The 26,149-nt window shown below is 57.8% G+C and carries 24 protein-coding genes and 1 pseudogene; 23 read left to right on the forward strand and 2 right to left on the reverse strand.

The genetic code is table 11. The features are described from left to right. Window positions 1-247 precede the first annotated feature (247 nt). The 11 genes from fes to QOL81_RS12055 all read left to right on the forward strand — a co-directional run bounded on the left by fes (window position 248) and on the right by QOL81_RS12055 (window position 14,672). On the forward strand, window positions 248-1,627 hold the full coding sequence (fes, locus tag QOL81_RS12005; protein ID WP_195892974.1) for an enterochelin esterase: 1,380 nt from the start codon (window positions 248-250) through the stop codon (window positions 1,625-1,627). Continuing rightward, complete coding sequence (locus QOL81_RS12010; protein ID WP_048325765.1) at window positions 1,602-1,808, forward strand: MbtH family protein; 207 nt, start codon at window positions 1,602-1,604, stop codon at window positions 1,806-1,808. The genes fes and QOL81_RS12010 overlap by 26 nt, the downstream gene beginning before the upstream one ends. A gap of 32 nt (window positions 1,809-1,840) precedes the next feature. Further along, a complete protein-coding gene (locus QOL81_RS12015; RefSeq protein WP_283439839.1) occupies window positions 1,841-5,785 on the forward strand; it encodes an enterobactin synthase subunit F in 3,945 nt (1,314 codons plus the stop codon). Between the two features lie 176 nt (window positions 5,786-5,961). Continuing rightward, entirely contained in the window at window positions 5,962-7,218 is a 1,257-nt protein-coding gene (entS, locus tag QOL81_RS12020; protein WP_047729313.1) for an enterobactin transporter EntS, read from the forward strand. Window positions 7,219-7,430: 212 nt separating this feature from the next. Continuing rightward, window positions 7,431-8,636 (forward strand): isochorismate synthase, encoded by a 1,206-nt coding sequence (locus QOL81_RS12025; protein WP_283439840.1) that lies wholly within the window; start codon window positions 7,431-7,433, stop codon window positions 8,634-8,636. Between the two features lie 7 nt (window positions 8,637-8,643). Continuing rightward, a complete protein-coding gene (locus QOL81_RS12030) occupies window positions 8,644-10,272 on the forward strand; it encodes a (2,3-dihydroxybenzoyl)adenylate synthase (protein ID WP_060425206.1) in 1,629 nt (542 codons plus the stop codon). 3 nt (window positions 10,273-10,275) lie between these two features. Beyond that, window positions 10,276-11,136: an isochorismatase gene (locus tag QOL81_RS12035; RefSeq protein WP_283439841.1), complete on the forward strand. Its 861-nt coding sequence runs from the start codon at window positions 10,276-10,278 to the stop codon at window positions 11,134-11,136. 242 nt (window positions 11,137-11,378) lie between these two features. Next, the gene (gene yncE, locus QOL81_RS12040; RefSeq protein ID WP_502950665.1) at window positions 11,379-12,398 is read left to right on the forward strand and encodes a 7-bladed beta-propeller protein YncE; all 1,020 of its coding nucleotides are present in this window, start codon (window positions 11,379-11,381) and stop codon (window positions 12,396-12,398) included. 121 nt (window positions 12,399-12,519) lie between these two features. Then, the gene (locus QOL81_RS12045; protein ID WP_060425212.1) at window positions 12,520-13,137 is read left to right on the forward strand and encodes a DUF2238 domain-containing protein; all 618 of its coding nucleotides are present in this window, start codon (window positions 12,520-12,522) and stop codon (window positions 13,135-13,137) included. Window positions 13,138-13,366: 229 nt separating this feature from the next. Beyond that, window positions 13,367-14,194 (forward strand): transcriptional regulator, encoded by an 828-nt coding sequence (locus tag QOL81_RS12050; RefSeq protein ID WP_283439843.1) that lies wholly within the window; start codon window positions 13,367-13,369, stop codon window positions 14,192-14,194. Then, the gene (locus tag QOL81_RS12055) at window positions 14,175-14,672 is read left to right on the forward strand and encodes a hypothetical protein (RefSeq protein WP_060425214.1); all 498 of its coding nucleotides are present in this window, start codon (window positions 14,175-14,177) and stop codon (window positions 14,670-14,672) included. The genes QOL81_RS12050 and QOL81_RS12055 overlap by 20 nt, the downstream gene beginning before the upstream one ends. Window positions 14,673-14,730: 58 nt before the next feature. Here the strand turns inward: QOL81_RS12055 and QOL81_RS12060 are convergent, their stop codons facing one another. Further along, on the reverse strand, window positions 14,731-15,483 hold the full coding sequence (locus QOL81_RS12060) for a winged helix-turn-helix domain-containing protein (RefSeq protein WP_060425217.1): 753 nt from the start codon (window positions 15,481-15,483) through the stop codon (window positions 14,731-14,733). 416 nt (window positions 15,484-15,899) lie between these two features. On the opposite strand from QOL81_RS12060, the gene QOL81_RS12065 reads away from it, so the two are divergent. The 12 genes and pseudogenes from QOL81_RS12065 (at window position 15,900) to QOL81_RS12120 (ending at window position 25,656) form a co-directional block, all read left to right on the forward strand. Then, the gene (locus QOL81_RS12065) at window positions 15,900-16,451 is read left to right on the forward strand and encodes a fimbrial protein (RefSeq protein ID WP_283439844.1); all 552 of its coding nucleotides are present in this window, start codon (window positions 15,900-15,902) and stop codon (window positions 16,449-16,451) included. Between the two features lie 90 nt (window positions 16,452-16,541). Then, window positions 16,542-17,084 carry a fimbrial protein gene (locus tag QOL81_RS12070; RefSeq protein ID WP_283439895.1) on the forward strand — a complete coding sequence of 181 codons (543 nt, stop codon included), beginning with the start codon at window positions 16,542-16,544 and terminating at the stop codon, window positions 17,082-17,084. A gap of 46 nt (window positions 17,085-17,130) precedes the next feature. Then, window positions 17,131-19,671, forward strand: a complete 2,541-nt coding sequence (locus tag QOL81_RS12075) for an outer membrane usher protein (RefSeq protein ID WP_283439845.1) — start codon at window positions 17,131-17,133, stop codon at window positions 19,669-19,671. 14 nt (window positions 19,672-19,685) lie between these two features. Further along, window positions 19,686-20,444 (forward strand): fimbria/pilus periplasmic chaperone, encoded by a 759-nt coding sequence (locus QOL81_RS12080; protein WP_283439846.1) that lies wholly within the window; start codon window positions 19,686-19,688, stop codon window positions 20,442-20,444. A 47-nt stretch (window positions 20,445-20,491) separates the two neighbouring features. After that, on the forward strand, window positions 20,492-21,016 hold the full coding sequence (locus QOL81_RS12085; RefSeq protein ID WP_283439847.1) for a fimbrial protein: 525 nt from the start codon (window positions 20,492-20,494) through the stop codon (window positions 21,014-21,016). 13 nt (window positions 21,017-21,029) lie between these two features. Next, window positions 21,030-21,524, forward strand: coding sequence for a fimbrial protein (locus tag QOL81_RS12090; RefSeq protein ID WP_283439848.1), 495 nt, complete (start codon window positions 21,030-21,032; stop codon window positions 21,522-21,524). Between the two features lie 57 nt (window positions 21,525-21,581). Next, window positions 21,582-22,127, forward strand: a complete 546-nt coding sequence (locus QOL81_RS12095) for a fimbrial protein (protein ID WP_283439849.1) — start codon at window positions 21,582-21,584, stop codon at window positions 22,125-22,127. Window positions 22,128-22,207: 80 nt separating this feature from the next. Next, window positions 22,208-22,864 carry a fimbrial protein gene (locus QOL81_RS12100; RefSeq protein WP_283439850.1) on the forward strand — a complete coding sequence of 219 codons (657 nt, stop codon included), beginning with the start codon at window positions 22,208-22,210 and terminating at the stop codon, window positions 22,862-22,864. A gap of 483 nt (window positions 22,865-23,347) precedes the next feature. After that, window positions 23,348-24,187, forward strand: coding sequence for a hypothetical protein (locus tag QOL81_RS12105; protein ID WP_283439851.1), 840 nt, complete (start codon window positions 23,348-23,350; stop codon window positions 24,185-24,187). Window positions 24,188-24,384: 197 nt separating this feature from the next. Beyond that, a pseudogene (locus QOL81_RS25800) lies at window positions 24,385-24,612 on the forward strand (DDE-type integrase/transposase/recombinase); the annotation flags it as partial. A 97-nt stretch (window positions 24,613-24,709) separates the two neighbouring features. Beyond that, window positions 24,710-25,246 (forward strand): helix-turn-helix transcriptional regulator, encoded by a 537-nt coding sequence (locus tag QOL81_RS12115; RefSeq protein ID WP_283439852.1) that lies wholly within the window; start codon window positions 24,710-24,712, stop codon window positions 25,244-25,246. A gap of 125 nt (window positions 25,247-25,371) precedes the next feature. Beyond that, window positions 25,372-25,656 carry a hypothetical protein gene (locus tag QOL81_RS12120; protein WP_283439853.1) on the forward strand — a complete coding sequence of 95 codons (285 nt, stop codon included), beginning with the start codon at window positions 25,372-25,374 and terminating at the stop codon, window positions 25,654-25,656. Window positions 25,657-25,886: 230 nt separating this feature from the next. On the opposite strand, the gene QOL81_RS12125 is transcribed toward QOL81_RS12120, so the two are convergent. After that, a partial coding sequence (locus QOL81_RS12125; RefSeq protein WP_283439854.1) for a hypothetical protein occupies window positions 25,887-26,149 on the reverse strand: 263 nt, incomplete at its 5' end.

Consider the following 26,149-nt stretch of genomic DNA (forward strand, 5'->3'; position numbering starts at 1 on the left):
GGGGGAAGGGCGGTTGTAGTTTTTGTGTAGTCGGAAATAGAAAATCGGCTGCGGCAAGGGATGCCATTGATGTATCCCCGATCCCTGTCCGTTGCGCGCAATACCAGCACGATCTCCAAGCCTTACACACTATTGCAAATGCAAATTATTATCAATAGTATTTGGCGTACAGTGCGTTCGGGCGGTGGCCGGCGATAGGGAAAAGTCGACGTTCCCGGTGCCGCCAACTACAAAATGGGTAGGCGTTGTGAATACAGAACTACAGTCAGAAAGCAGCAGATTATTGGCCAGCAGCAATGCGGGCAGTCCAGGGTGGTGGTTGACGGTGGCACGACGCGGTACGCCATGGGTAGAACCGGCGGGTAACGGCCGTTGGCGAACCACCTTTTTCTGGCGCGATCCTCAGGGATGCGAATTGACCTCCGCCTACCGTCGCGTGTGGATCAACATCAACTGCCTGACCGACCATCATCAGCCGAATCCGCCGCAAAGCCTGCAGCGTTTGGCCGGCACCGACGTGTGGTACTGGCAGACCGAGCTGAGCGGCGCCTGGCGCGGCAGCTACTGCTTTATCCCCTGCTTTGACGAGCGGCCGCCGGCGTTCAGCGGCGACGATGCGCACACCAACATGCACAACCTGCGCCACTGGTGGCACCAGGTGTTCGCCAGCGCCACCCCCGATCTGCTCAACCCGTATCGCTCCTGGCAAAGCGCCAGCGGCCACAGCGTCTCCGGCCTGCACATGCCGGATGCGCCGCCGCAGCCGGTATGGCGCTCGTTCGACGAGTACGAGATCGCCAGCGGGCGCTGTACGCCACCGCTGCCGGCGCGTTTGCAGCGCCATACCTGGCAAAGCGAGCGCCTGGGCAACAGCCGCGACGTCTGGATCTACACCACCGGTGACAGCAAGCCGGCCGAGCGTCCGTTGGCTATTCTGCTCGACGGCCAGTTCTGGGCGAAGCAGATGCCGGTTTGGGAGCCGCTGATGCAGCTGACCCGTGAAGGGGCATTGCCGGAAGCGGTGTATGTGCTGATCGACATTATCGATCTGCCGCACCGGTCGCGCGAACTGACCTGCAAGGACGATTTCTGGCTGGCGGTGCAGGAAGAACTGATGCCGCAGCTGGCCGACTGGGCGCCGCACAGCGACAAACCGGCCGATACGGTGGTGGCGGGGCAAAGCTTTGGCGGCCTGGCTTCCCTGTATGCCGGCCTGCGCTGGCCGCAGCGCTTCGGCGCGGTGATCACTCAGTCTGGTTCCTACTGGTGGCCGCGGCGCGACATGCTGCAGTTGCCGAGCATTCCCGACGATGCCTGCTGGCTGATGCAGCAGGTGGAACGACACGGCCTGGGCAACCACGGCGCGCTGAAGGTATTTATGGAAGCCGGTTCGCAGGAAAAGCTGGTGCACCGGGTCAGCGGCGAAATGGCGGCGCGCCTGAGCGACGCCGGCCATCGGGTGCACTACCGGGTGGTGGAGGGCGGGCACGACGCGCTGTGCTGGCGCAGCGGCCTGACCGACGGGCTGCAGGCGGTCTGGGCTTCCGCTTTCGCCACCGCTTATCCGGCATCGGCGACGGCAACGGCTCGAGGAACACATGATGGAAAGCCTGAATCCGTTCGATGATCAACAGCAGCGCAGCCTGGTGCTGCGCAACGTACAACAACAATACAGTTTGTGGCCGGATTTCCGCGCCATTCCGTCCGAGTGGACGATCGTCTTCGGCCCGGCGGCGCGCACTGCGTGCGCCGAATGGCTGGAACAGCATTGGCAAGACATTCTGCCGGTCGCAGCACGCGAGGCGTGACCGGCGCCAGGTAATCACGGGAGCAATAAGCAGTGTCACACACCCCTAACTCTCTCAGCGGCCCGGCGCTTGCGGGCGAATGGCCGCTGGTCGCGGCGCAACCCGGCATCTGGGTCGCCGATCAAATTTCCCCGCATCGCAATGCCTACGCGGTGGCCCACGCCATCGAACTCAACGGCCCCATTGCCGTAGAGCCTCTGCTGCAGGCCATTACCCAGGGCCTGGGCGAGGTGGATATGCTGCGCCTGCGTTTTGCGGAACGCGACGGCGTGCCGGTGCAATGGCTGGACGACGCGCTGGCGGTGCACGAGCCGGAACTCGTCGATCTGACGACGTCGCCGGACCCCGAAGCCGCCGCGCGCGCGCTGATGGATATCGATCTGGCGAGCGATCTGCGCGCCGGCAGCGGCGCGCCGCTGTATCGCCATGTGGTGATGCGCCTCGCGGATGACCGCTGGTTCTGGTATCAGCGCTATCACCATCTGCTGGTGGACGGTTTCAGCTTCACCGCCATCGCTCGCCGCGTGGCGGCGATTTACACCCATCTTTGCCGCGGCGACGCGCTGGAACCGACGCCTTTCACGGCGTTCAGCGACGTGGTGGCGGAATACCAGGCTTACCGGGAGGCGCCGGCCTGGCAGCGCGACGCCGATTTCTGGCTCGAAAAAGCGCGGCAGCTGCCGCCGCCGGCGACCCTTTGCCCGCAGCCGCTGGCCGGGCAAACCCCCACGCCGCGCATCCACCGGCTGGAACAGCGCTGCGATCCGCAGGCCTTCGCCGAACTGGTGCAGTGCGGCGCGCAGCAGAAGCTGAACGCCGCCGATATGGCGGTGGCGCTGGTGGCGCTGTGGGTATCGCGCCTGAGTGGCCAACCGAGCTTCAGCGCCGGTTTTATCTTCATGCGCCGTACCGGATCGGCCGCCCTGTGCGCCGCCGGCCCGGTGATCAACGTGCTGCCGATGGAGATGCACCTCGAGCCGCAGGCCACGCTGTATGAGGCCGCCGCCCGCATCAGCCGCGAGCTGAAAACGGTGCGCCGCCATCAGCGCTACGACGCCGAACAGGTGCAGCGCGATCTGGGGCGCATCGGCGACGGCGAACCGCTGTACGGCACGGTCTTCAACTTCAAAATGTTCGATTACCAGCTGGACTTCGCCGGTATCGAAGGCATCACCCACGATCTGGCCTCCGGGCCGGTGCGCGATCTGGAGATTGCGCTGTTTATCGACGAGCACCATCACCTGAAGGTGGAACTGCTGGCCAACGCCGAGCGATACAGCCGCCAGGAACTGCAGGCGCACCTGCAGCGGCTGCCGCTGCTGCTGGCGCAGTTCGCCGCGCAGGCAACGTTGCCGATCGGCGAAGCCGATATGCTGACCGCCGACGATCACGCGCTGCTGGCGCGGGTCAACGACACGACGCACCCGGTACCGGCGACCACGCTGAGCCAGCTGCTGGCGCAGCAGGCGCAAACCACGCCAGACGCGCCGGCGCTGGCGGATGCGCATTTCAGCTTTACCTACCGCGAAACGCGCGAGCAGGTCACGGCGCTGGCGCGCGAGCTGGTGGCGCAGGGCGTGCGGCCGGGCGACATCGTGGCAGTGGCGTTGCCGCGTTCGGTGTTCCTGTCGCTGGCGTTGATGGCGATCGTGGAAGCGGGCGCCGCCTATCTGCCGCTGGACACCGGTTATCCGGACGAACGGCTGGCGATGATGCTGGAAGACGCCGCGCCGCGGCTGGTCATCACCAACCCGGCGCAGCAGGCGCGTTTCGCCGACAAGGGCGAAATCTTGCTGTATGACGCGCCACTGGCGGCCGATCACGCCGCCGGGGTGGCGATCGCGGGCCCGACGCCGGACCATGCGGCCTATATCATCTTTACCTCCGGCTCCACCGGGCGTCCGAAAGGCGTGCTGGTCGGCCATCAGGCGATCGTCAACCGCCTGCTGTGGATGCAGCAGCAGTATCCGCTGGGAGCGGACGACGCGGTGCTGCAGAAAACGCCGTGCAGTTTCGACGTCTCGGTGTGGGAATTCTTCTGGCCGCTGATGGTTGGCGCCCGGCTGGTGATGGCGCCACCGGAGGCGCATCGCGACCCGCAGCAGCTGCAACAGCTGATCGCACAACATCGCATTACCACGCTGCACTTCGTGCCGTCGATGCTGGCGGCTTTCGTGGCCGCCCTGGACGACGACGCGGCGGTGGCGAGCTGCGCCGCGCTGCGCCAGGTGTTCTGCAGCGGCGAAGCGCTGCCGGCGGAGCTGTGCCGCCTGTGGCAAAGCCGCACGGCGGTGCCGTTGCACAACCTCTACGGCCCGACCGAAGCGGCGGTGGACGTGACCTGGCATCCGGCCTACGGCGAGGCGCTGGCGAAGGTGACCGGCGCCAACGTGCCGATCGGGCTGCCGGTGTGGAATACCGGGCTGCGCATTCTTGACGCGCGCCTGCGGCCGGTGCCGCCGGGCGTGGCGGGCGATCTGTATCTGACCGGCGTGCAGCTGGCGCACGGCTACCTTGGCCGGCCGGATCTGACCGCCAGCCGCTTTGTCGCCGATCCGTTCGGCGAGGGCGGGCGCATGTACCGCACCGGCGACGTGGCGCGCTGGCTGCCGGACGGCGCGGTGGAATATTTGGGCCGCAGCGACGATCAGCTGAAGATCCGCGGGCAGCGTATCGAGCTGAGCGAAATCGACCACGCCTTGCTGTCGCTGCCGGGCGTGCGCCAGGCGGTGACGCACGCGCTGGTGCTGCAGGGCACACCGGTGGACGCCGGCGGCGATGCGCGCCAGCTGGTAGGCTATCTGGTGATGCAGCCTGGCGCGAACTGGGATGCGGAAGCCCTGCGCGCGGCGCTGGCCGACCGCCTGCCGCCGCACATGGTGCCGGTGGCGCTGGTGGAAATGAGCGATTTGCCGCTGAGCGCCAACGGCAAGCTGGATCGCAAGGCCTTGCCGCAGCCGCAGGGCGGTGAACGCAAGGCAGGACGGCCGCCGCAGGCCGGGCTGGAAAGCGAGATCGCGGCGGTGTTCGCCCGCTTGCTGCAGCGCGAGCAGGTGTTCGCCGACGACGATTTCTTCGCGCTCGGCGGCCATTCGCTGCTGGCGATGCGTCTGGCGGCAGAGCTGCGCCGCGATCTGGGCAAGGCGGTGTCCGTCGGCCAGGTGATGGTGGCGTCGCGCGTTGAGCAGTTGGCGGCCTTGCTGGCGGAAGATCGCACGCAGGAAGAGGCCGATCGCAGCGGATTCGACAGCGTATTGCCGCTGCGCGTCACCGAGGGGCCGACGCTGTTCTGTCTGCACCCGGCGTCCGGTTTCTCGTGGCAGTTCAGCGTATTGCCGCGCTATCTCGATCAGCACTGGTCGCTGGTCGGTATCCAGTCGCCGCGGCCGGACGGCCCGCTGGCGCTGAGCGAAGATATGGATCAGGTGGTGGATGCCCACCTGCAGACGGTGTTGCAGGTACAGCCGCACGGGCCGTACCACTTCATCGGCTACTCGCTGGGCGGCACGCTGGCGCAGGGCATCGCCGCCCGGCTGCAGGCGCGCGGTGAGCAGGTGGCATTCCTCGGCCTGCTGGATACCTATCCGCCGGAGACCCAAAACTGGGACGTGATGCTGGACGACAACGTGTTGAAGGAAGTGCAGCGCGAGCGCGAGCAGTTCCTGGCGGTGTCGCAGGATACGCTCGATCCGGCGCTGGGCGAGACGCGCACCGCGATGTTCGACAACATCGAAGCCAACTACGCCGATTCGGTGCGGTTGCTGTCGCACACGCGCACCGCCCGCTTCCGCGGTCAGGCGACGCTGTTCGTCGCCAAACGTACGTTGCAGGAAGGGATGGACGTGCAGCAGACCTGGTCGCAGTACGTCGATGCGCTGCAGGCGCACGAGCTGGACTGCGCGCATGTCGATATCGTTTCGCCGGCGTCGTTCAAAGTGCTGGGGCCGCTGCTGAACCGGATCTTGCGCACGCTGTAATCGCGCCCGTCATCTCGCCGCCAGGCACGGGGATTACCCCGCGTGTGGCGGCGTTTCTTGCGGTTGCTCACAGTTGAATATCAATGAGTTTTATTATCATTATTGATTTCGCCATCTGTGCTAGCATAGCGCCCCGCAACTGCAGAATCCCCGTTTAAAGATGTGGTGAACAACCGATGAGTAGCAAACCCTCCATCCTGCTTGATTTTAGCCTGCTGAAAACCAACCGGGCTTTCCGCGCGGTATTCTGCGCGCGCTTTATCTCCATTGTGGCGCTGGGGCTGATGGCGATCGCCATCCCGGTGCAGATCCAGGCGCTGACCGGTTCCACCCTGCAGGTCGGGCTGGCGGTGACGTTGGCCGGCGGCGGCATGTTCGCCGGGCTGCTGATGGGAGGCGTATTGGCCGATCGCTATGAGCGGCGCCGGCTGATCCTGTTCGCGCGTTCCACCTGCGGCGTCGGCTTCGTCGGCCTGTGCCTCAACGCCCTATTGCCGTCGCCTTCGCTGGCGGCCATTTATCTGCTGGCGGTGTGGGACGGCTTCTTCGGCGCGGTGGGGGTGACGGCGCTGCTGGCGGCCACGCCGGCGCTGGTGGGCCGCGAAAACATCGTGCAGGCAGGCGCCATCAGCATGCTGACGGTGCGCTTCGGCTCGATTCTTTCCCCGGCGATTGGCGGCCTGGTGATTGCCCATATGGGCATTGCCTGGAACTACGGCCTGGCGGCGTTTGGCACCCTGTTGACGCTGCTGCCGCTGCTGAGCCTGCCGCAGCTGATGCCGCCGCCGCAGCCGCGTGAACACCCGCTGCGCGCGTTGGCGGGCGGCTTCGCCTTCCTGTTCCAGAACAAGGTGATCGGCATGGTGGCGCTGATCGGCGCGCTGCTGACCATGGCCAGCGCGGTGCGCGTGCTGTACCCGGCGATGGCGGAGAGCTGGCACATCGACGCTGCCCACCTCGGCTATATGTACGCCGCCGTGCCGCTCGGCGCGGCCATCGGTGCGTTCACCAGCGGGCGCGTGGCGCACGTGGCGCGCCCCGGCTGGGTGATGCTGCTGACGGCGATCGCGGCGTTCGCCGCCATTGGCCTGTTCGGCCTGATGCCGTGGTACAGCCTGGCGTTGCTGTGCCTGGTGGCGTTCGGCTACCTGAGCGCGCTGAACTCGCTGCTGCAATACGGCCTGATCCAGAGCCTGACGCCGGACAACTTCCTCGGCCGCATCAACGGCCTGTGGACGGCGCAGAACGTGGTGGGCGATGCGCTGGGCGCATTATTGCTGGGGGCGATGGGCGCCTTCATGCTGCCGGCGATGAGCGCCAGCGGTTTCGGCTTCGGCGCGGCGGTGCTCGGCATCCTGTTGCTGTTCGCCATGACCGGTTTGCGCCAGGTGACGCTGCACAAACCGGAGCCGCAGCCCGCCACAGAAAAGTAGTCGAACGCGTTAAGACAACGCTGTGGGATCAAATAGCAATGCTTATCATCGGCATGCGTAAAACCCACAGCGTTTATGTCATGATTTCGAAATGAAAGAAGTGCTTACGTTTATTGACATAGCAAATATCGGCGAGTAATTTAGCGCGGAATTAACTCAAATGATAATCATTATTATATTGGTTATCACTTCAAATCCTTGAGGGCGAAGCGATGGATACTGCCGTGAACGACATCAATCGAAAGGAAATGCAGGAGCGCGAAGAACACCGGTTCGCCGCTGATTTTTCTCCGGCGTCGGGCTTCTTCTTTACCTCTCCTTTCCGCAGCTTGACCACCACCGGTTGTTTCAGCCGCATTCGCCTGCCGGCCGCAGACGGCGCCGACCTGAACGGCGAGTTCCAGCGCAGCGTACGGCAGGCGTTTGCCGAGGCCCGGCAGGCCGGTATCAAAAAACCGCTGCTGTGCGGCGCCATCCCGTTCGATACCCGGCAGCCTTCGGCGCTGTTTATTCCGCAGCAGAGCCGCTGGTTCGATCGCGCCGCCTTTATGGCCGGCGTTCGGCCGCCGGCGAACGGCCCTGAACTGGCCGGCGTGACGGAGCTGCCGCCGCAGCAGCCGTTTATGAACATGGTCAGCGACGCCGTCGACGCGATGAAGGCCGGCGAACTGGATAAAGTGGTGCTGTCGCGCCTGCTGGAGATCGAAACGCGCCAGCCGGTGGATCGCCATGCGCTGATGGCGCGCGTGATTGCCCAGAACCCGCACGGTTTCCATTTCCATGTGCCGCTGGAGCAGGGCGCGCTGTTGGGCGCCAGCCCGGAGCTGCTGCTACGCCAGGACGGCGGCCGTTTCTATTCCAACCCGCTGGCCGGTTCCGCCCGGCGCGAGGCCGACCCGCAGCGCGATCGCGAAGTGGGGGAGCGGCTGATGGCCTCGGCGAAAGATCGCCACGAGCATCGCATCGTCACCGAAAGCATGCGTGACGTGCTGGCCGGCCGCTGCCGCTACCTGAACGTGCCGCACACCCCTGAATTGTTGACTACCACGACGCTGTGGCATCTCTCCACGCCGATCGACGGCGAGGCGGCGTCTCCAGACGAAAATGCCCTGTCGCTGGCCTGCCTGCTGCACCCGACGCCGGCGCTGTGCGGCATGCCGACGGCCGAGGCGCACGCCCTGATCGGCAAGCTGGAGCCGTTCGATCGCGGCCTGTTCGGCGGCATCGTCGGCTGGTGCGACGACGAAGGCAACGGCGAGTGGGTAGTGACTATCCGCTGTGGCACCGTTGACGGCAACCGGGTGCGGCTGTTCGCCGGCGCCGGCATCGTGGAAGACTCTTCACCCAAATCTGAATGGCATGAAACAGGCACCAAACTCAGCACCATTCTGCGTGCCTTTGGTATGAATCAAGGATAACGACAAGATGAGCATTGCCTTTACCCCCTGGCCGGCGGAGTTCGCCAGCCGCTATCGCGAACGCGGCTACTGGACTGACAAGCCGCTGACCGAGATCCTCGATCGCCAGGCCAACAACGACGCCCCGGCGATTATCGACGCCCAGGGCAGCCTGACCTACCGCGAGCTGCAGCAGCGCGCCGATCGTCTGGCGGCCGCTCTGCTGCGCCGCGGCGTGAAATCCGGCGACACCGCGTTGGTCCAGCTGGGCAACGTGGCGGAGTTTTATATCGTGTTCTTCGCGCTGCTGAAAATTGGCGTGGCGCCGGTCAACGCGCTGTTCAGCCATCAGCGCAGCGAGCTGAACGCCTATGCCGAGCAGATCAAACCGGCGCTGCTGATCGCCGATCGCCAGCACGGGCTGTTTGCCGACGATCAATTCCTGAACGCCTTCCGCGATGCGCATCCTTCGCTGCGGGTTGTGGCGCTGCGCAGCCAGCCCGAGGGTGAACTGGCGCTAGCCGCCTGGCTGGACGAAGCGAGCGACGGTTTCGTCGCGCAGCCTTCCGCGGCCGATCAGGTGGCGTTCTTCCAGCTTTCCGGCGGCAGCACCGGTACGCCGAAGCTGATCCCGCGCACCCACAATGATTACTACTACAGCATTCGCCGCAGCGTGGAGATCTGCCGTTTCGACGCGCAGACCCGCTATCTGTGCGCGCTGCCGGTGGCGCACAACTACCCGATGAGTTCGCCGGGCGTGCTGGGCGTGTTTTATGGCGCCGGGCTGGTGGTGTTCGCCGCCGATCCGGACGCCGGGCAGTGCTTCCGCCTGATCGAACAGCACCAAATCAACGTGACGGCGCTGGTACCGCCGGCGGTCACGCTGTGGCTGCAGGCGATCGAAGAGTGGGGCGGCAATGCCCAGCTCGCCAGCCTGAAACTGCTGCAGGTGGGCGGCGCCAAGCTGGGCGAAACGCTGGCGGCACGCATTCAGAACGAAATCGGCTGCCAACTGCAGCAGGTGTTCGGCATGGCGGAAGGGCTGGTGAACTACACCCGGCTGGACGACGACGAACGCCACATCCTGACGACGCAAGGGCGGCCGATGTCGCCGGACGACGAAGTATGGGTGGCGGATGACGACGGCAATCCGTTGCCGGCGGGCGAGGTCGGGCGGTTGATGACGCGCGGGCCTTATACCTTCCGCGGTTACTACCAGAGCCCGGCGCACAACGCCGACGCCTTCGATGCCGACGGTTTCTACTGCTCCGGCGATCTGATCAGCATCAGCGAAGACGGCTACATCACCGTGCAGGGGCGGCAGAAAGATCAGATCAACCGCGGCGGAGAGAAGATCGCCGCCGAGGAGATCGAGAACCTGCTGCTGCGTCATCCGGACGTGATCAACGCCGCGCTGGTGTCGATGCCGGACGCGCTGATGGGGGAGAAGAGCTGCGCCTATATCATCGCCAACGCGCCGCTGAAGCCGGTGGTGCTGCGTCGCCACCTGCGCGAGCAGGGCGTGGCGGACTTCAAACTGCCGGATCGCTTTATTCAGGTGGACAGCCTGCCGCTGACCCCGGTCGGCAAAGTGGACAAAAAACGGCTGCGCCAGCAGCTCGACGCGCAACTACAGACTCAGGCTCAGGGAGATTAATCGATGGCCATTCCAAAACTTAATGATTACGCGCTGCCGACGGCGGACGAACTGCCGCAAAATAAAGTCACCTGGCAGGTAGAACCGCAGCGCGCCGCGCTGCTGATCCACGATATGCAGCAGTATTTCCTCAATTTCTGGGGCGAAGACAGTGCGCTGATTAAACAGGTGGTGGAGAACATCGCCAACCTGCGCCGCTACTGCAAACAGCAGGGCATTCCGGTGTTCTATACCGCGCAGCCGAACCAGCAGAGCGATGAAGATCGCGCGCTGTTGAACGACATGTGGGGGCCGGGCCTGAACAAACACCCTGAGCAGCAGGCGGTGACCGCCGCGCTGGCGCCGGACGAAGACGACACGGTGCTGGTGAAATGGCGCTACAGCGCCTTCCACCGCTCGCCGCTGCAGGAGATCCTGCAGGAGTCCGGCCGCGATCAGCTGATTATCTGCGGCGTGTATGCGCACATCGGCTGCCTGACCACCGCCATCGACGCCTTCATGCGCAACATCCAGCCGTTCATGGTGGCCGACGGCCTGGCGGACTTCTCGCGCGACGAACACCTGATGGCGCTGCGTTACACCGCCGGCCGCTGCGGCCGGGTGGTGACCACCGCGTCTCTGTTGCCGGCTGCCGGCATCGCCAGCATCGATGCACTGCGTCAGCAGATCCTGCCGCTGCTTGACGAAGACAGCGAAGACATGGGCAACGATGAGAACCTGATCGATTACGGCCTGGATTCGGTGCGCATCATGGAGCTGGCGACCCGCTGGCGCAAGATCCGCGGCGACATCGACTTTATCGCGCTGGCGCGCAACCCGACCATCGACAGCTGGTGGGCGCTGCTTTCCGAAGAGAAAGTCTGATTTTAATAACGATAATGCGGCGGCCGTCTGGTTTGACATAAAACGCCGCTCTTTTGAGCCATATCCAAAATAATTGCAGTTGCATCAAGGCGGCAAGAACGTGAGTTCCCAGGAGCTTACTCCGGTAAGTGACTGGGGCGAGCGAGCGCAGCCAACGCCGATGTAGCTGCAAGTATGAAGGATATAAGGAGATTACGATGAATACTTTGATAACCAAGGGAAAACGTGCGGCATTTCCGCTGATGCTGCTGTCCACGCTGCTGTTCTCCAACTCGTTGCTGGCGCAGACCGCGCCGGAAGTGCTGCGCAAGCCGGTTGGCAAGGGCGCCTATGAAATGGCCTACAGCCCGAGCGAGAACGCGCTGTACCTGGCGACGTCGCAGAGCCGCAAGCTGGACAAGGGCGGCATCGTTTACCGTCTGGATCCGACCACGCTGGACGTGACCCAAATTATCCATAACGACATCAAGCCGTTCGGCGCCGCCGTCAACGCCAAGACCGGCACGCTGTTCTTCGGCAACACCGTCAATAACTCGGTGACCGCCATCGACGCCAAGACCGGCGACGTGAAAGGCCGCCTGGTGCTGGACGCGCGCAAGCGTTCCGAGACCGTCAAGCCGCTGGCGCCGCGCGAACTGGTAGCGGATGCCGACAGCGATACCCTGTACATCACCGGGCTGGGTGAATCCAGCGTGGTGTGGGTGGTGGACGGTAAGGATCTGACCCTGCGCGCCACCGTGACCGACACCGGCAAATATGGCACCGGCCTGGCGCTGGACACCGCCGCCAAGCGCCTGTACGTCACCAACGCCGACGGCGAGCTGGTGACCATCGACACCCAATCCAACAAGGTGCTGTCGCGCAAGAAGCTGGATGAGTCCAAAGAGCACTTCTTCCTGAACATCAGCCTGGATACCGCTACCCATCGCGCGTTCATCACCGATTCCAAGCAGCCGCAGGTGCTGGTGGTGGATACCCGCAACGGCAACGTTCTGAGCAAGATCGACGTGCCGGAATCGCTGGCGGTGCTGTTCAACCCGGCGCGCAATGAAGTTTACGTCACCCATCGCCAGGCGGGTGAAGTGAGCGTAATCGACGCCAAGAGCTACAAGGTGCTGAACACCATCAAGACGCCGACCCATCCGAACAGCCTGGCGCTGTCGCCGGACGGCCAGACGCTGTACGTCAGCGTCAAGCAGGCTTCCAGCCGCGAGAAAGAAGCCACCGCGCCGGACGACGTGATCCGCGTAGCGCTGAAATAATCCCACGCAGGGTAAGCGCACATCGAACAGGCGAAGCGGCGACGCTCCGCCTGTTTTTTTTCGCCCCAGGATCTGCGGTATAAAGAGTGCATTGATCCGTTAACCCGAAGGAACGTTGGTTATGCCCGCCTCGCGCACCCCGCTGTTGTTGTCCATTATCACCCTGCTGCTGCTGGCCGCGCTGATCCACAGCGGCATCCGCCCTTACGATCGCACCACCTGGCTGATGGAGGTGGCGCCGGTATTGATCGCCTTGCCGCTGCTGTGGCTGACCCATCGCCGTTATCCGCTGACGCCGCTGCTCTATACGCTGATTTTCTTCCATGCGCTGATCCTGATTTTCGGCGGCATGTACAGTTACGCCCGCGTGCCGCTGGGGTTTGAGGTGCAGCAGTGGCTGGATCTTGGCCGCAACCCGTACGACAAACTGGGGCATTTTTTCCAGGGGCTGGTGCCGGCGCTGGTGGCGCGCGAGATCCTGCTGCGCGGCGGCTATGTGCAGGGGCGCAAGATGCTGGGCTTTGTGGTTTGCTGCATCGCGCTGGCCATCAGCGCCGTTTACGAGCTGATCGAGTGGTGGGCGGCGCTGGCGCTGGGCCAGGGTGCCGACGAGTTTCTCGGCACCCAGGGCGATCCGTGGGATACCCAGTCCGACATGTTCTGCGCGCTGCTCGGGGCGCTATGCGGTTTGCTGCTGTTCGCCGGCTGGCAAGACCGGCAAATTCGCCGCCTGCGCTGAGTATTTTCCGACGTTGATCAGGCCCGCCTTATGGCGGGTTTTTTTATTTATGCTCAGTTTGTTAATCCACTTTATGCGTGCATTGAATTAGAAAAAGGCTGCAAAATTCACTCTGTGAATTGTATGGCGTGATTGAATATGTATTTGTTTTTATTGTATTTTATTCTTTTTGTTAAGAATTTTCTTATCATTTGCGCTATGCTAATATTGCCACGTTTGATAGGGGCTAATGGGCGTTAACCAGTTTATCGCGCAGGGAATTATGAGATATATAATTAATAATAATATTAAATATCATGAAGATAGATCGGAGCTGATCTCGCTGCATGACGACATTCCGCCGATTGCGCTGACGGCCACGCTGAACCGCCTGCTTTCCGCCCTGGTGCGCAACAATAATCTGGTGCTTTCCCGCGAAACGCTGCTGATGCAGGTGTGGGAGGCGCATGGCCAGGTCGCTTCCGGCAACAACCTCAACAACACCATCTCGATTCTGCGCAAAGCGTTCTCTTCGCTCGGCGAGGAAGAGATCATCGTCACCCTGCCGCGGCAGGGGTTTATGTTTACCGCTCGCGAGCTGAAGACGGCGGACAGTTTGGCAACAGCGTTGCCGACAAGCGAAGAACAGCCTGCCCCGGCCCCAGTGGCATCATCTTCCGCTGTGCCGGGGCGGTGGAACAGATTGAAAGTTCTCGCATTGAGTGTGCTGTTGATCGTGGCGATGATTGGGAGCATTTGGGCCTGGCAAGATTCCGGCTATCCGGCAATTAGCACCACCACGGTGGGGAAAATTGGCCAGTGTGAGGTGAAATTTATCACTTCCTACCACAAGGTCGGCCCTAATCAGGTGGATTTAGCGCATCTGCAACAGATGCTGGATCAAAAAAATCATATCAAATGCAGTGAGCCGGCGACCATCTTCTATTACGACACCCCGTCAATAACGCCAAACACGACAGGGCAGGTCAGAGCCTCTTATTTCTATTATTGTCCGTCGGGAAAAATGGCGACGGGCGAAGTGCAATGCGAGAACTTCTATGAAAGCACGGGGCTGTAGTTTTTTCCGTACCTATTGCTACGGCCTGTTGGCCGCTCTGGCGTTGGTTTGCTGCGGTGTCTCCGTCTACCTGCTGTTTTTAAAGCCTCAGGTGCCGGAATGCCGGGCGGTGTTGTGGATGAGCAACCAGCAGGGCGACAAGACGCTGCGGCGCGCTCTGCTGATCAGCGTGCTGCCCGACGGCGCGCGGCGCGCGGTGGTGCGAATCAACGGCAGTTTGTTTGATAACGAGGTGAGGTATAACATCGATCGGGCGCTTGAGCTGGATTATCGCCGGCAGGGGGGCAACTATATATTCAATGTGGTCAGTAATACCCGGATGCCGCAAGACACGCTGAAATCCCCTGAGTTAAATCTGCGCCTGCCGCTGGAAGGGCGGCGATATCATCTGCACATTGAACAGGTGGATAAGCACCACTTTCTTTTCGTGAACAACTACGGGCCGATGTTCGTCTGCGCCACGGCATCTGGCGGATAGCCCCCGGTGACACCGGGGGCCGTTTATCTGCGGACCCTGGGGATAAATGGCAAAAGTATTAAGGCTGTTTATTGTCGATATAATTGTTGATGCACGGGCTGTTACCCGAACGCGGGCAAAACGTGAGCCACTGTTCAGTGTTCTCGGTACCTTCATTGCGAATGTTGTCGTAGTAATAGACATCCGCTCGTTTTTGGCAGCTGAACCCGGCGCGCCGTATCACCTGCTTAATATAATCCACATTGCCGCTGCCCAGCCTCATACTGTATATCTGGCAATTCTCATAGCTGCCTAATGGGTAGACGTTGATACGCGTGCTGTTTTGGTAAAGGATAACGATCGCAAAAGGCACCAGGCAGGCGGCGGCGATCATCAGCAGACGTTGTAATAAGCGGCGAAGATTGACGGCCGTATTATTTGACGATGCAACCGTCGCTGATTCTGCAATATTACTCTCTTTATTATCAGTCTCTTTCTCTCCATCAGTTCTATGAATACTCAACGCGCTAAATTTAAACCCCTGTCGAGGATAGGTAACGATAATTTCTTCTATGCCGAACTGTGCCAGCGATTTACGTAAGCCGGACACATAATTATTCAGGTTATTACTTGAAGCTTTTAGCCCATGCTCGACCCAAACATCATTAATCAGCCGCTCACGTAGCAGAAGCTGATGATTATTTCTGATGAATAACGATAGCAGTCGGCTGGTCGGTTTAAGTAAAGCTACTTTATTGTTGGCATTATCAATATGCGCCAGCGTACCTTCTTCCTCATTGTAGAGGATACTGTTGTTGATGATAAAAATCATTTTTATAACCTGCAACTTTCCTGTCGAGAGATTATTCTGAGACTTGAAATGGCTTTTTTCAATCCTTCGCAATGCTTGTAAATCGGATTTTTCTCTATATCGCTATTAATGAGGTATTTAGTCTGTTACTTGCTAAGTTTTTAAAAATAAATATCGATAATTAAAAGGTATTTATCAGTATTAAAATCTATTTGTATCCTATATTTTTTATAAAAATCCTGTGTTTTTGTATTTTAACGACATAACATTTTATTTTTTGGTTTTGCGGTGTAACTTTGTTCCCACTGATACGGAGCGCAAAAACGCGGCGTATTAGCCACGTAAATCATGCTCGCGAATATATCTGGAGCATTGATTACGTGACTCTTATGGATTTAATTGACTCCACTGCTTACTAAGGAATGTAAGGGATTTCTATGAAACTGAATAAAATTATGCTGGCCGCAGTGATGGCTCTGGGTGTTTCCTCTGTGGCGCACGCAGCAGATCAGGGCCACGGTAAAGTGACCTTCAGCGGTTCTATTATCGATGCACCATGCTCGATCGCCCCTGATTCTCTGGACCAAACCGTCGAGCTGGGCGCTATCTCTAACGTGGCGCTGAAAGAAGGCGGTAAATCAACTCCGCGCAACTTCCAGATCAAACTGGAGAACTGCGATCTGATCACTGAAACCAAAGACGGCAAGACCAAGAATAACACCGTTGCTCTGACCTTCTCCGGTTCAGCCTCTGCAGTGGATGCAAAACTGCTGGGCATTACCGGTACTGCCAAGGGTGCGGGCATCGCGATCACCGATGGCGCGGGCAACAACATCGAGCTAGGCAAGCCTTCCAATGCGCGTGAACTGCAAAACGGCAGCAACACCTTGAGCTTTGCCGCTTATCTGCAGGGTGCCACTGCCTCTACCACGGCAATCGTCCCGGGCGAATTCCAGTCCGTTGCCGACTTTACCCTGGCTTACCAGTAATCGTTATCTGACGAACTGCGTGTGATTATCGGGCATGTGGGGCAACCCGCATGCCATTTACCGAAAACCGTTATTTATCAAGGGATGGAAATGGAGTTTCGGGTTAAAGGAATAAAGGCGATTTGCCTATTGCTGTTGCTGATTTGCTTTGCGGGAAAGGCTATTTCTGCCGTGCAAGGGCAGGGGCGCGTCAATATGCAAGGGGCCATTATCGATACTGCCTGCGCCATCGCGACGGAGAGCCGTGAGCAAATTATCGCGATGGGCATAACCCCGGTAGCGGACATTGTTCGGGACGGAAGAGGAAAAGAGGTGCCCTTCAGTATTGAACTAATTAATTGCGTGCTGGAGCGTGCGGACAACAATTTGCCGGATTGGCGGCAATTCCAGGTGACGTTCGATGGTCACAATGACGGGGGGATGTTTAGCGTTAATGGCGATGTTTCCGGTCTGGCGATAAGAATAACTGACTCGACGGGAAATATCGCACGCCCGGGCATGCCGTTACCGGCGCTTGATATTTTGCCGGGAAATTATCGGCTGAATTTTTCAATGTCGCTGGTAAGCAATAAACAAGTGTTGAAGGCGGGAAGTTATTTTTCATCGGTACGTTTCAAAATGGATTATTACTGAGGCGAACGATGTTTTAGGGAAAGTTAATCGATAGAAGGTTATGGATATGATGTTTCTTCCTGCGGATAAGCCGTTTCGTTTGCATATTTTGAGCGCCTGCGTGGCTTTGGTGCTGGGCGGCCTGATGGTCGACGCCAGCGCGGTGGAAGAAATTCAGTTCAACACCGACGTGCTGGATGTGAACGACCGTAAAAATATCGATTTGAGCCAGTTTTCCCGCGGTGGTTACATCATGCCTGGCCGTTACAGCATGGTGGTGCACCTGAACAAGAACGATCTGCCGGAGCAGCAGGTGCCGTTCTACGCCCCGGACGACGATCCGAACGGCAGCCGTGCCTGCCTGTCGCCGCCGCTGGTGGCTTTGCTGGGGCTGAAGGAGGGGCTGATGAAGCAGCTGACCTGGTGGCACCAGAATGAATGCCTGGACGAAGCCAGCCTGAAGGGGATGGAGGTGCGTGGCGATCTGGCGACGTCATCGTTGTATCTCAGTATTCCACAGGCGTATCTGGAGTATACCTCGGAGGACTGGGATCCGCCGTCGCGCTGGGACGAAGGCGTGCCCGGCCTGCTGCTGGACTACAGCGTTAACGGCCAGACGCAAAAAAACCTGCAGGGCGGCGGCAACAGCGCCAGCCTCGGCGGTAACGGCACGGTGGGTGGCAACCTCGGCGCCTGGCGTCTGCGCGCCGACTGGCAGGGGCAGTTGAACCGCGTCTCGGGCGGTGGGCAGGGCAGCACCACGCAGCGTCTGGACTGGAGCCGTTACTACGCCTACCGGGCGCTGCCGGCGCTGCGCTCAAAATTGACGTTGGGCGAGGACTATCTGGACTCCGGGCTGTTCGACAGCTTCCGTTTCGGCGGTATGAGCCTGCGCTCCGACGACAACATGCTGCCGCCTAACCTGCGCGGCTATGCGCCGGAGGTGGTGGGCGTCGCGAAGAGTAACGCCAAGGTGACCATCAGCCAGCAGGGCCGGGTGCTGTACGAGACCCAGGTGGCGGCGGGCCCGTTCCGCATTCAGGACATTAACGATGCGGTGTCCGGCGAACTGGATGTGCGAGTGGAAGAGCAGGACGGTAGCGTGCAGGCGTTCAAGATGAACACCGCCAGCATTCCTTATCTGACGCGGCCCGGCTCGGTGCGTTACAAACTGGCGCTCGGCCAGCCTTCGGATATGGATCATCGCTATCGCGGGCCGATGTTCGGCACCGGCGAGTTTTCCTGGGGGGTGAGCAACGGCTGGTCGCTGTACGGCGGTGCGCTGCTGGGCGGCGACTATAACGCGCTGGCGCTCGGCATCGGCCGCGACCTGATGCTGCTGGGGGCGCTGTCGTTCGACGTGACCCAGTCGCGCGCCAAATTGCCGCAGGAGGATGAGGCGTTGAGCGGCGGTTCGTACCGCGTCAGCTACTCGAAGACCTTCGATGAGCTGGACAGCCAGGTGACCTTCGCCGGTTACCGCTTCTCGGAGCAGAACTTTATGAGCATGAGCGAATACCTGGATGCACGCGAATATGGGCGGCGCTTTGGCAACAGCAAAGAGATGTACACCATCAGCTATAACCAGCAGCTGCGCGAGCTGGGGCTGAGTGCGTACCTCAACTATAACCACCAGACCTATTGGGATCGCCCGGCCAACGACCGCTACAACCTGACGATGGCGCGCTATTTCGATATCGGCCGGTTTAAAAGCCTTAGCCTGTCGCTGTCGGCCTATCGCAACCGCTACAACGGCGTGAACGACGACGGCATGTACCTGTCGCTGTCGGTGCCTTGGGGCGGTGGCACCCTGAGCTATAACGCGGCGCTGAACCGCAACGACATCACCAACCGGGTAGGGTACTACGACCGGATTGATGAACGCAGCAACTATCAGATCAGCACCGGCAATGCGCGTAGCGGGGTCAATATGAGCGGCTATTACAACCGCGACGGCGACGCGGCGCGCGTGAGCGCCAACGCCAGCTATCAGCAGGATCGCTACCGCGCGATGGGGTTCTCCGCGCAGGGCGGTATGACGCTGACGGCGGAAGGCGGAGCGCTGCACCGTATCGGCATGCCGGGCGGCACCCGGTTGCTGTTGGATACCGAAGGGGTAGCTGGGGTGCCGGTGCGCGGCTACGGCAGCACCGTGGCAACCAACCGCTGGGGCAAGGCGGTGGTGGCGGACGTCAACAGCTACTACCGCAACAAGGCGAGCATCGATCTGAACGCGCTGGGCGATAACGCCGAGGCCACCAAATCGGTGGTGCAGGCGACGTTGACCGAAGGCGCCATCGGCTACCGCAAGTTTGCGGTGATCGCCGGGGAGAAGGCGATGGCGGTGATCAAACTGGCGGACGGCGGCGAACCGCCGTTCGGCGCCACGGTGCTGAATGCGCGTAAACAAGAGACCGGCATCGTCAACGACGGCGGCAGCGTCTACCTGAGCGGCATCAACGCCGGGGAGACTATGACTGTGCACTGGAGCGGCACGGCGCAGTGCCGGGTACAGATGCCGACGCCATTGCCGCAAGATATGCTGAGTACGAATTTACTGCTGCCGTGCCATGCGCTGAGCGCGGGCGACGGCGGCAACGAACACTGAATTGAGGAGTATTTATGATGAACACACGTCACGTTTTCAGTCTGTTGGCCACCACCTCTCTGCTGGCCGGCGCGTTGAGCCCGGTAGCGAATGCCGCTATCGCGCTGGATCGCACCCGCGTGATTTTCGACGGCAGCGTGCAGTCGGTGAGCCTGAGCGTCAGCAACCAGAACAAGCAGCTGCCATACCTGGCGCAAGGCTGGCTGGAGGACGAGCAGGGCAACAAGATCCAGAGCCCGCTGACGGTATTGCCGCCGGTGCAACGCATCGAGCCGGGCAAGCCGAGCCAGGTGAAGATCCAGGCGCTGCCTGCGGCGAAGCTGCTGCCGCAGGACCGGGAATCGCTGTACTACTTCAATCTGCGCGAGATCCCGCCGAAGAGCAACAAGCCGAACTCGCTGCAGATCGCCCTGCAGACGCGTATCAAGCTGTTCTACCGCCCGCCGGCGATCGCCCCCGAACGCAACGCGGCGCCGTGGCAGGAGCAGCTGACGCTGACCAAGCAGGGCGATAAGTATGTGGTGAACAACCCAACGCCGTACTACGTCACCATTGTGGATGCCGCCAGCCGTAAAGACGCGGTGAGCCCGCAGAACTTTGAACCGTTTATGGTGCCGCCGAAGGGCAGCCTGCCGCTGACGGTCAGCGCGGGGAGCGTCGGCGGCAGCCCGGTGCTGACTTACATCAACGACTACGGCGGCCGGCCGCAACTGACCTTCAGCTGCAGCGGCAACAGCTGCACGGTGGTGCCGGAGAGAAATGCTCCTAAGTGAATTAATTCGGCCAATCAGCAAAGAGATAGCGGTTTTTTGAGCCAACCATGAATAGATTTATAGGAAAAGGGAAGAAAGTGATGCGGTTAGCAAAATTAAAAAGCATTCTTTTCCTGAGCGGGACTTCTTGGCTTTTATTCGCCGAGCCGGTGACAGGGGCTTCGACCATGACAGTCAAGGTGGCTGTTTTTGCTCCGCCCTGCGTGCTTAACGATAATAAGGCGATCGAAGTCAACTTTGGTGACGAAGTGATGACAACTCGAATCGATGGCAGTAATTACCGAACCTCGCTGGAGTATTCCTTCACTTGTAGCCACCCGCAAAAAAATAGCATGAGGTTGTTGGTAGGCGGGACATCTTTTGGTATAGACAACAATTTACTCCGGACTAGTGTTAACGGCTTGGGAATTGCTTTTTTGAAAGACTCTTCACGTATCGCGTTAAATAGCTGGCAAAATTTCACGTATCCCAAGTTATCTAGATTAGAGGCAGTGTTGGTTAAACAAACTGATGTGACTCTGATTACTGGGGTTTTTACGGCATCTGCCACGTTGCGCGTTGATTATCAATGAACCTGGAGAGTGTATGAAACCGAGTTCAGCCATAATTTTGTTATGCGCAATGATGATATTTTTCCCCACTACACAAGCTGCAGAGCAAGTGGATATCCTAATCAGGGGCATTTTACGTGCACCACCACCTTGTAGGATAAATGATGGCGGCGTTGTGGCTGTGGACTTCGGTCAACGTGTAGGTGTCAACAAGGTCGACGGTATTAACTATCGTCAAGCGGTAAATTACCGTATTAATTGCGATTCAACGGAAACGCGACCGTGGAAAATGTCTCTTACCCTCAAAGGGAACGCGACTGATTTTGATAAGGCAGCGATACAAACTGATAACGGAAATCTAGGCATTCGCATTTATCAGGATAATGTGCCGTTTACGCTCAATAGTAGCATCAAAATCGATCCAGCCAATCCACCACGTTTGGAGGCGGTACCGATAGCAAAACCCGGAGAGAAATTGTCGGGAGGAGCATTTGCTGCAACGGCGATATTGCAAGCGGATTACCTCTAGTTTGGCAGTGTTAATTACGGACAGTCACGTGAAATGTTCGTAGGGAGGGGAACAGATATGGGTTTGAAAAGAAGAACTCACACGTGGCTAAATGTGTTGGGAGCGCTGTTATTAACAGGGGGAAGCGTATTTTGTTCAACGGCGGACAACATGCGTTTTAGTGGTGCACTCGTGGCAGAGCCATGTACTTTACGTCCTGGCGACGAAAACATTCGGCTGGAATTTGGTTCAGTGATTGATAAATACCTCTATACATATGGTCGTACCCTTGGAAAAGCGTTCAGTCTCGTGCTGCAGGATTGTGATGTGAGCTTAGGGAAAACGGTAAAGGTGACCTTTAACGGGGCTGAAAGCAAGGCTTTGCCTGGGCTACTAGTACCCGATGGTGGTAGTCAGGTTAAAGGTATCGCGTTGGGAATCGAAACAATAGCGGGCTTACCCGTCCCATTAAACAAATCCAGCCATGGTTTTACATTGACCAAAGGAAACAATAGTGTGCAACTACAGGTGTATGTCCAGGGTGAACCGGAGGCAATAGCACAAAGGAGTATTGGCCTCGGCACCTTTTCTGGCGTTGCGACTTTCAGTTTGGAATATGAATAGATTCCATTGTAAGGGGCGTTAGTGATTTGTTTCCTAATTCAAGGGGGCTGTACTGAGTATAAATAGTATAAGGATAAAACATGATAAGGGAAAAGGTTAGCGTGTATGGCCGGGAGTATCAGTTCGGTATGCTGCGTTATTACGCGGCGGTGGGTGGGCTGATACTTATGATGCCTCTTAGTCTCGTGACTCTATTCTGGTTGTTGCCTGATGCGAAAGCAATGGACAACTGGCAAGTCGATGGCGTCAATGGTGTATTGTATGTCCGAGGTGCATTAACCGAAAGTGCCTGTCGGTTGGAGATGGACAGCGCCAGGCAGGATATCTGGCTGGGTGAAATTTCCACAGGGCAACTTGAACGACCGGGAGAACGTGCTATACCGGCCGTGGTGAAATTGCGTTTACGTGATTGTCTGCGTACATCGGCTAGAAACAGAGACAAGCGTTCAGGCATGCTCAGTTGGTCGCAGGCACAACCATCCGTACGGGTAAGCTTCCGGGCTGTGGCGGATGCAGATAACCCACAATTGGTGAAAGTACTGGGCGTGAAGGGCGTGGGCCTGCGAATGTTGGATGTTCACGATGAGGATGTGCGCCTGGGGAGCCGCGGTAAACCTCTCTGGCTGTCGCCGGGAGATAATGTGCTGAACTATCGTATCGCGGCAGAACGCACCGTAGCTCCTTTACAAGCGGGAAGTTATCAATCGACGATCGATTTTCATCTGAGTTACGACTGACTGGTTGAAGTGACATCCGAAAAATAGAGCGTTACTCCTAGGTCTGGGTAGGCGTTTTGGATTTTGGAGGGTTACTCTCGGTCACGAGTTGATGTGGATTTCAACTTGAGGGGGGCGATAAAGTGGTAGGGTGAACTATCTGCAAACTATCAATCACTGAATATATAGTGTATGGAACGAGTAACTCTGGCGAATAAAGCAATTAATATTCCCAACTTACAGTGATGCGAGCTAGAACTGTTAGGTAAAGAGGTGGGGATAGCATTAAAAAGACACCTATTAGAAATTCTAGCATCCTGAATAGGTGACAGAATTTCCATTCTTGAAGCAAGAAGGTATATGTCATTTATTTTGTTTTTTCAGAGGTTGGTTTTGTCAGTGAAAACGAAATGCTGCTGAGATTAGCGATAATAAAAAAGAGTAATGTCGGCTTTTGATTTCCAATGGCTAATATTACTATGAAAACCGCAAGGATATAGAGAAATGAGTGCATTTATACTCCGCGTTGCCTTTTTATTTATTATAACCCCACTCTCTATGGCATATGGTTACGAATCTTGGGTGGGGCCAAATACACCGTATCTGGTAGGTAGTGTTTACGAGATACGTTACGATTACGCAATTTCAGATAACGGCCTATCTCCCGCACAAAATGCCATTATTCCAAATTGTTACAACAGTGACTGTGTGTTTGCTCCAATACCCCGAACAGGATTGGGACCTAGCGCAAATTTATGTGATAGTGGCGGCGTATGTATTGGGAGTGCTGTGAAAGACGGAGTTAGAATACGAGCGGGTACCACATGGAGAGAAGCATTTGAATTATTTATAAAAAAATACGGTCAGTCTGGTACTTTCTCTTTTTCCAACTGGCTGTCACCTAAATATATTAATCAAGTAGCATGGGAGAAAATGTGTGTCGGGTTTGCAGCAATTCCCTCAGTTGGTATTAACATTTCTGTGCTCGCTCCAGATGCCTCGTGTGGCTCAGTACCAAAACCCACTCTTCAGTGCACTGTCAACATTCCTGGGGCCTTAGATCTCGGAGCAGTCACCGCGGGAATCACTGACGCAGCGGGTAACACCTCGGGAAATGTCGAATGCAATAGCACTGCAACACTAACCGGGAGTCTATTGAACAACCCAAAAATAGATGGGTATGACGTGGTGATAGAAATCAATAATCGAATAATGGAGCGTTCTGCTATTACGATCGGCACGGGGATGAGTGTACCTCTAAGGATAAAAGCGACCATCCGTGGCACTCTGAACAACACCGGTAACTACTCATCTGATGCAGTGCTACAAATCTCATATTATTGAATAGTTGGATATTTACCTATAATTCCAAATATCTAATTGGTAAGTGCGCAGCAGAATCTAGGTTGCCATAGCCATGAAGAAAAACAGAGTACAGACTGTATATGGTTATATAGCGCCACGCGGCTCTCTAGGGCGGCTGTCATTGATAGCACTGCCTGAATTGATTGTTTTTAAGCCCAGCCTGGCAGAGTTGACCGTATCTGACCGTGGTTATCGATCTCTTGCCACATAATGTGGTGGGCTGGTTGATGAAACTTACTCTCTCAAGCGTGCTGGCTGTGGATACGCTGCTGATTGCTGTCTGGTATAAGCCAGCAGAAAACGCCATTGTGCACAGTGATCAGGGGCTTCAGTATGGTAGTGGTGAATGGCTGCGGTTCTGCTGGCCCAATAACCTGGCACCAGGCATGTACAGTCGTGGTAACCGCTAGGATAATGCCGTGGAACGAAACGTTCTTCAGTTATCTTATTTAAATCTTATCCGGTAACGTGGTTTTTAATTATTTATCTGAAGGGGAAATAATGAAACCGATAAATATCATCATCGATGACGAGAATCGCTATTTCGCCGCCGGCTTGCGGCTAATCATTGCAAAATATGCTCAGCAGCATAATAAAATCGCCTGTTTTCTGGCTGTGGATAGCGGTGAACGACCTGACATTGTGCTGACCTCTCAAGCCAGACGCGTCCGGCGTTGGGGGGCTTGTGCGGGGGCATATATTGTTACCATCAAAGAAAGGCAAAACGTTGTCACTAGGCGAGCAAGCCGGGTGTTGTATCGCAGCGATGACGTGAAATACCTCTTTACGCTGCTGACGGACACCTTAGCCAATCCGGGTCCGGTATGTCGGTTTGCCAGCCAGGCGCTGACACCGCGGGAGCGGCAGGTTATCGGCTATTTGCGGCGCGGGTTGGATCAATCCCAAACCGCCAGAGTATTGGGCGTTAGCGTCAAAACGATTCACAGCCATAAACGGTCGATAATGAGCAAAATGATGCTGGACCGACCTCATGACTTTATCTATTGGTTGCTCTCACATGAGGGAGAATATTCCTAACCGCGATGAGGGATGTTCCGTTTATTATTTTTTCTATATCTTTTTTAAGTTCACATAAACAATAAAATTCATTTTGTGAATGTTTTTTTGTTATTAATTCATTACTAATATTCCAGGAGCTGCTCATGGGGAAAACAGTTGTTTCATTGATTCTCGCCTGCTCGATGCTGGTGACTTACGCGCACGCCGGTTTCAACGGTAACCAAGGTGTGTCGGGAAACGAAGGGACCGGGAGCGGCGCCGGCAACAGCAATGTCGGCGTATGTATTAACGGCAACGGCCAAAATGCGGGGCAGTGTGCAGGAGAAAGCAACGGCGCCGCCAAACCGAAAGAAAAAGACAAAAGCGAGACGTTGAAGTCCATTTGTTCTTCACCCTTTATGAAAAAGTATGCCGCTATTTGCCAGTAGTCATTGCTCATATTAACAAGCAGGGATGCCTCCCTGCTTTTTTTGTGATCCTGGTCGGAGAGGGCTATGGATTCAGTTCTAAAGATAACCCTAGGGAATAATACCGATCCGGTATCTGGTTAGGTGGTTTTTTAGAAATAAAGCGCGTCAATAAGCGTTACCAAAGGAAGGTGCAGTGAGTTTATTTTTTCTGGCGATATTACTGTTTTGCCTGAGTGTGTTTTCATTTTTTATGCATGCGAAACGTATGAGAAAAAGGCGTTTAACGCTACAAGGAGAGATGGTCGATAGAACGATGCGACGGTGGTTACGAGGCTAATTGCAATCATCAGGAGTCGCTTGATGACGAGTCCTTGCCCTGAAAAGCAAAAACCCGCCATAGGCGGGTTCTCTAAATAGGGCGACCGGACTCGGACAACCGGCGCTGGCGCCGGGTTGAACAGCGCTTTAGCGCTGGCCCGCAGGGTGAGGCCTTTGGCCGAATAATCGAACG

This window comes from Serratia sp. CC22-02 (assembly GCF_900182895.1).
Classification (GTDB): domain Bacteria; phylum Pseudomonadota; class Gammaproteobacteria; order Enterobacterales; family Enterobacteriaceae; genus Serratia; species Serratia nevei.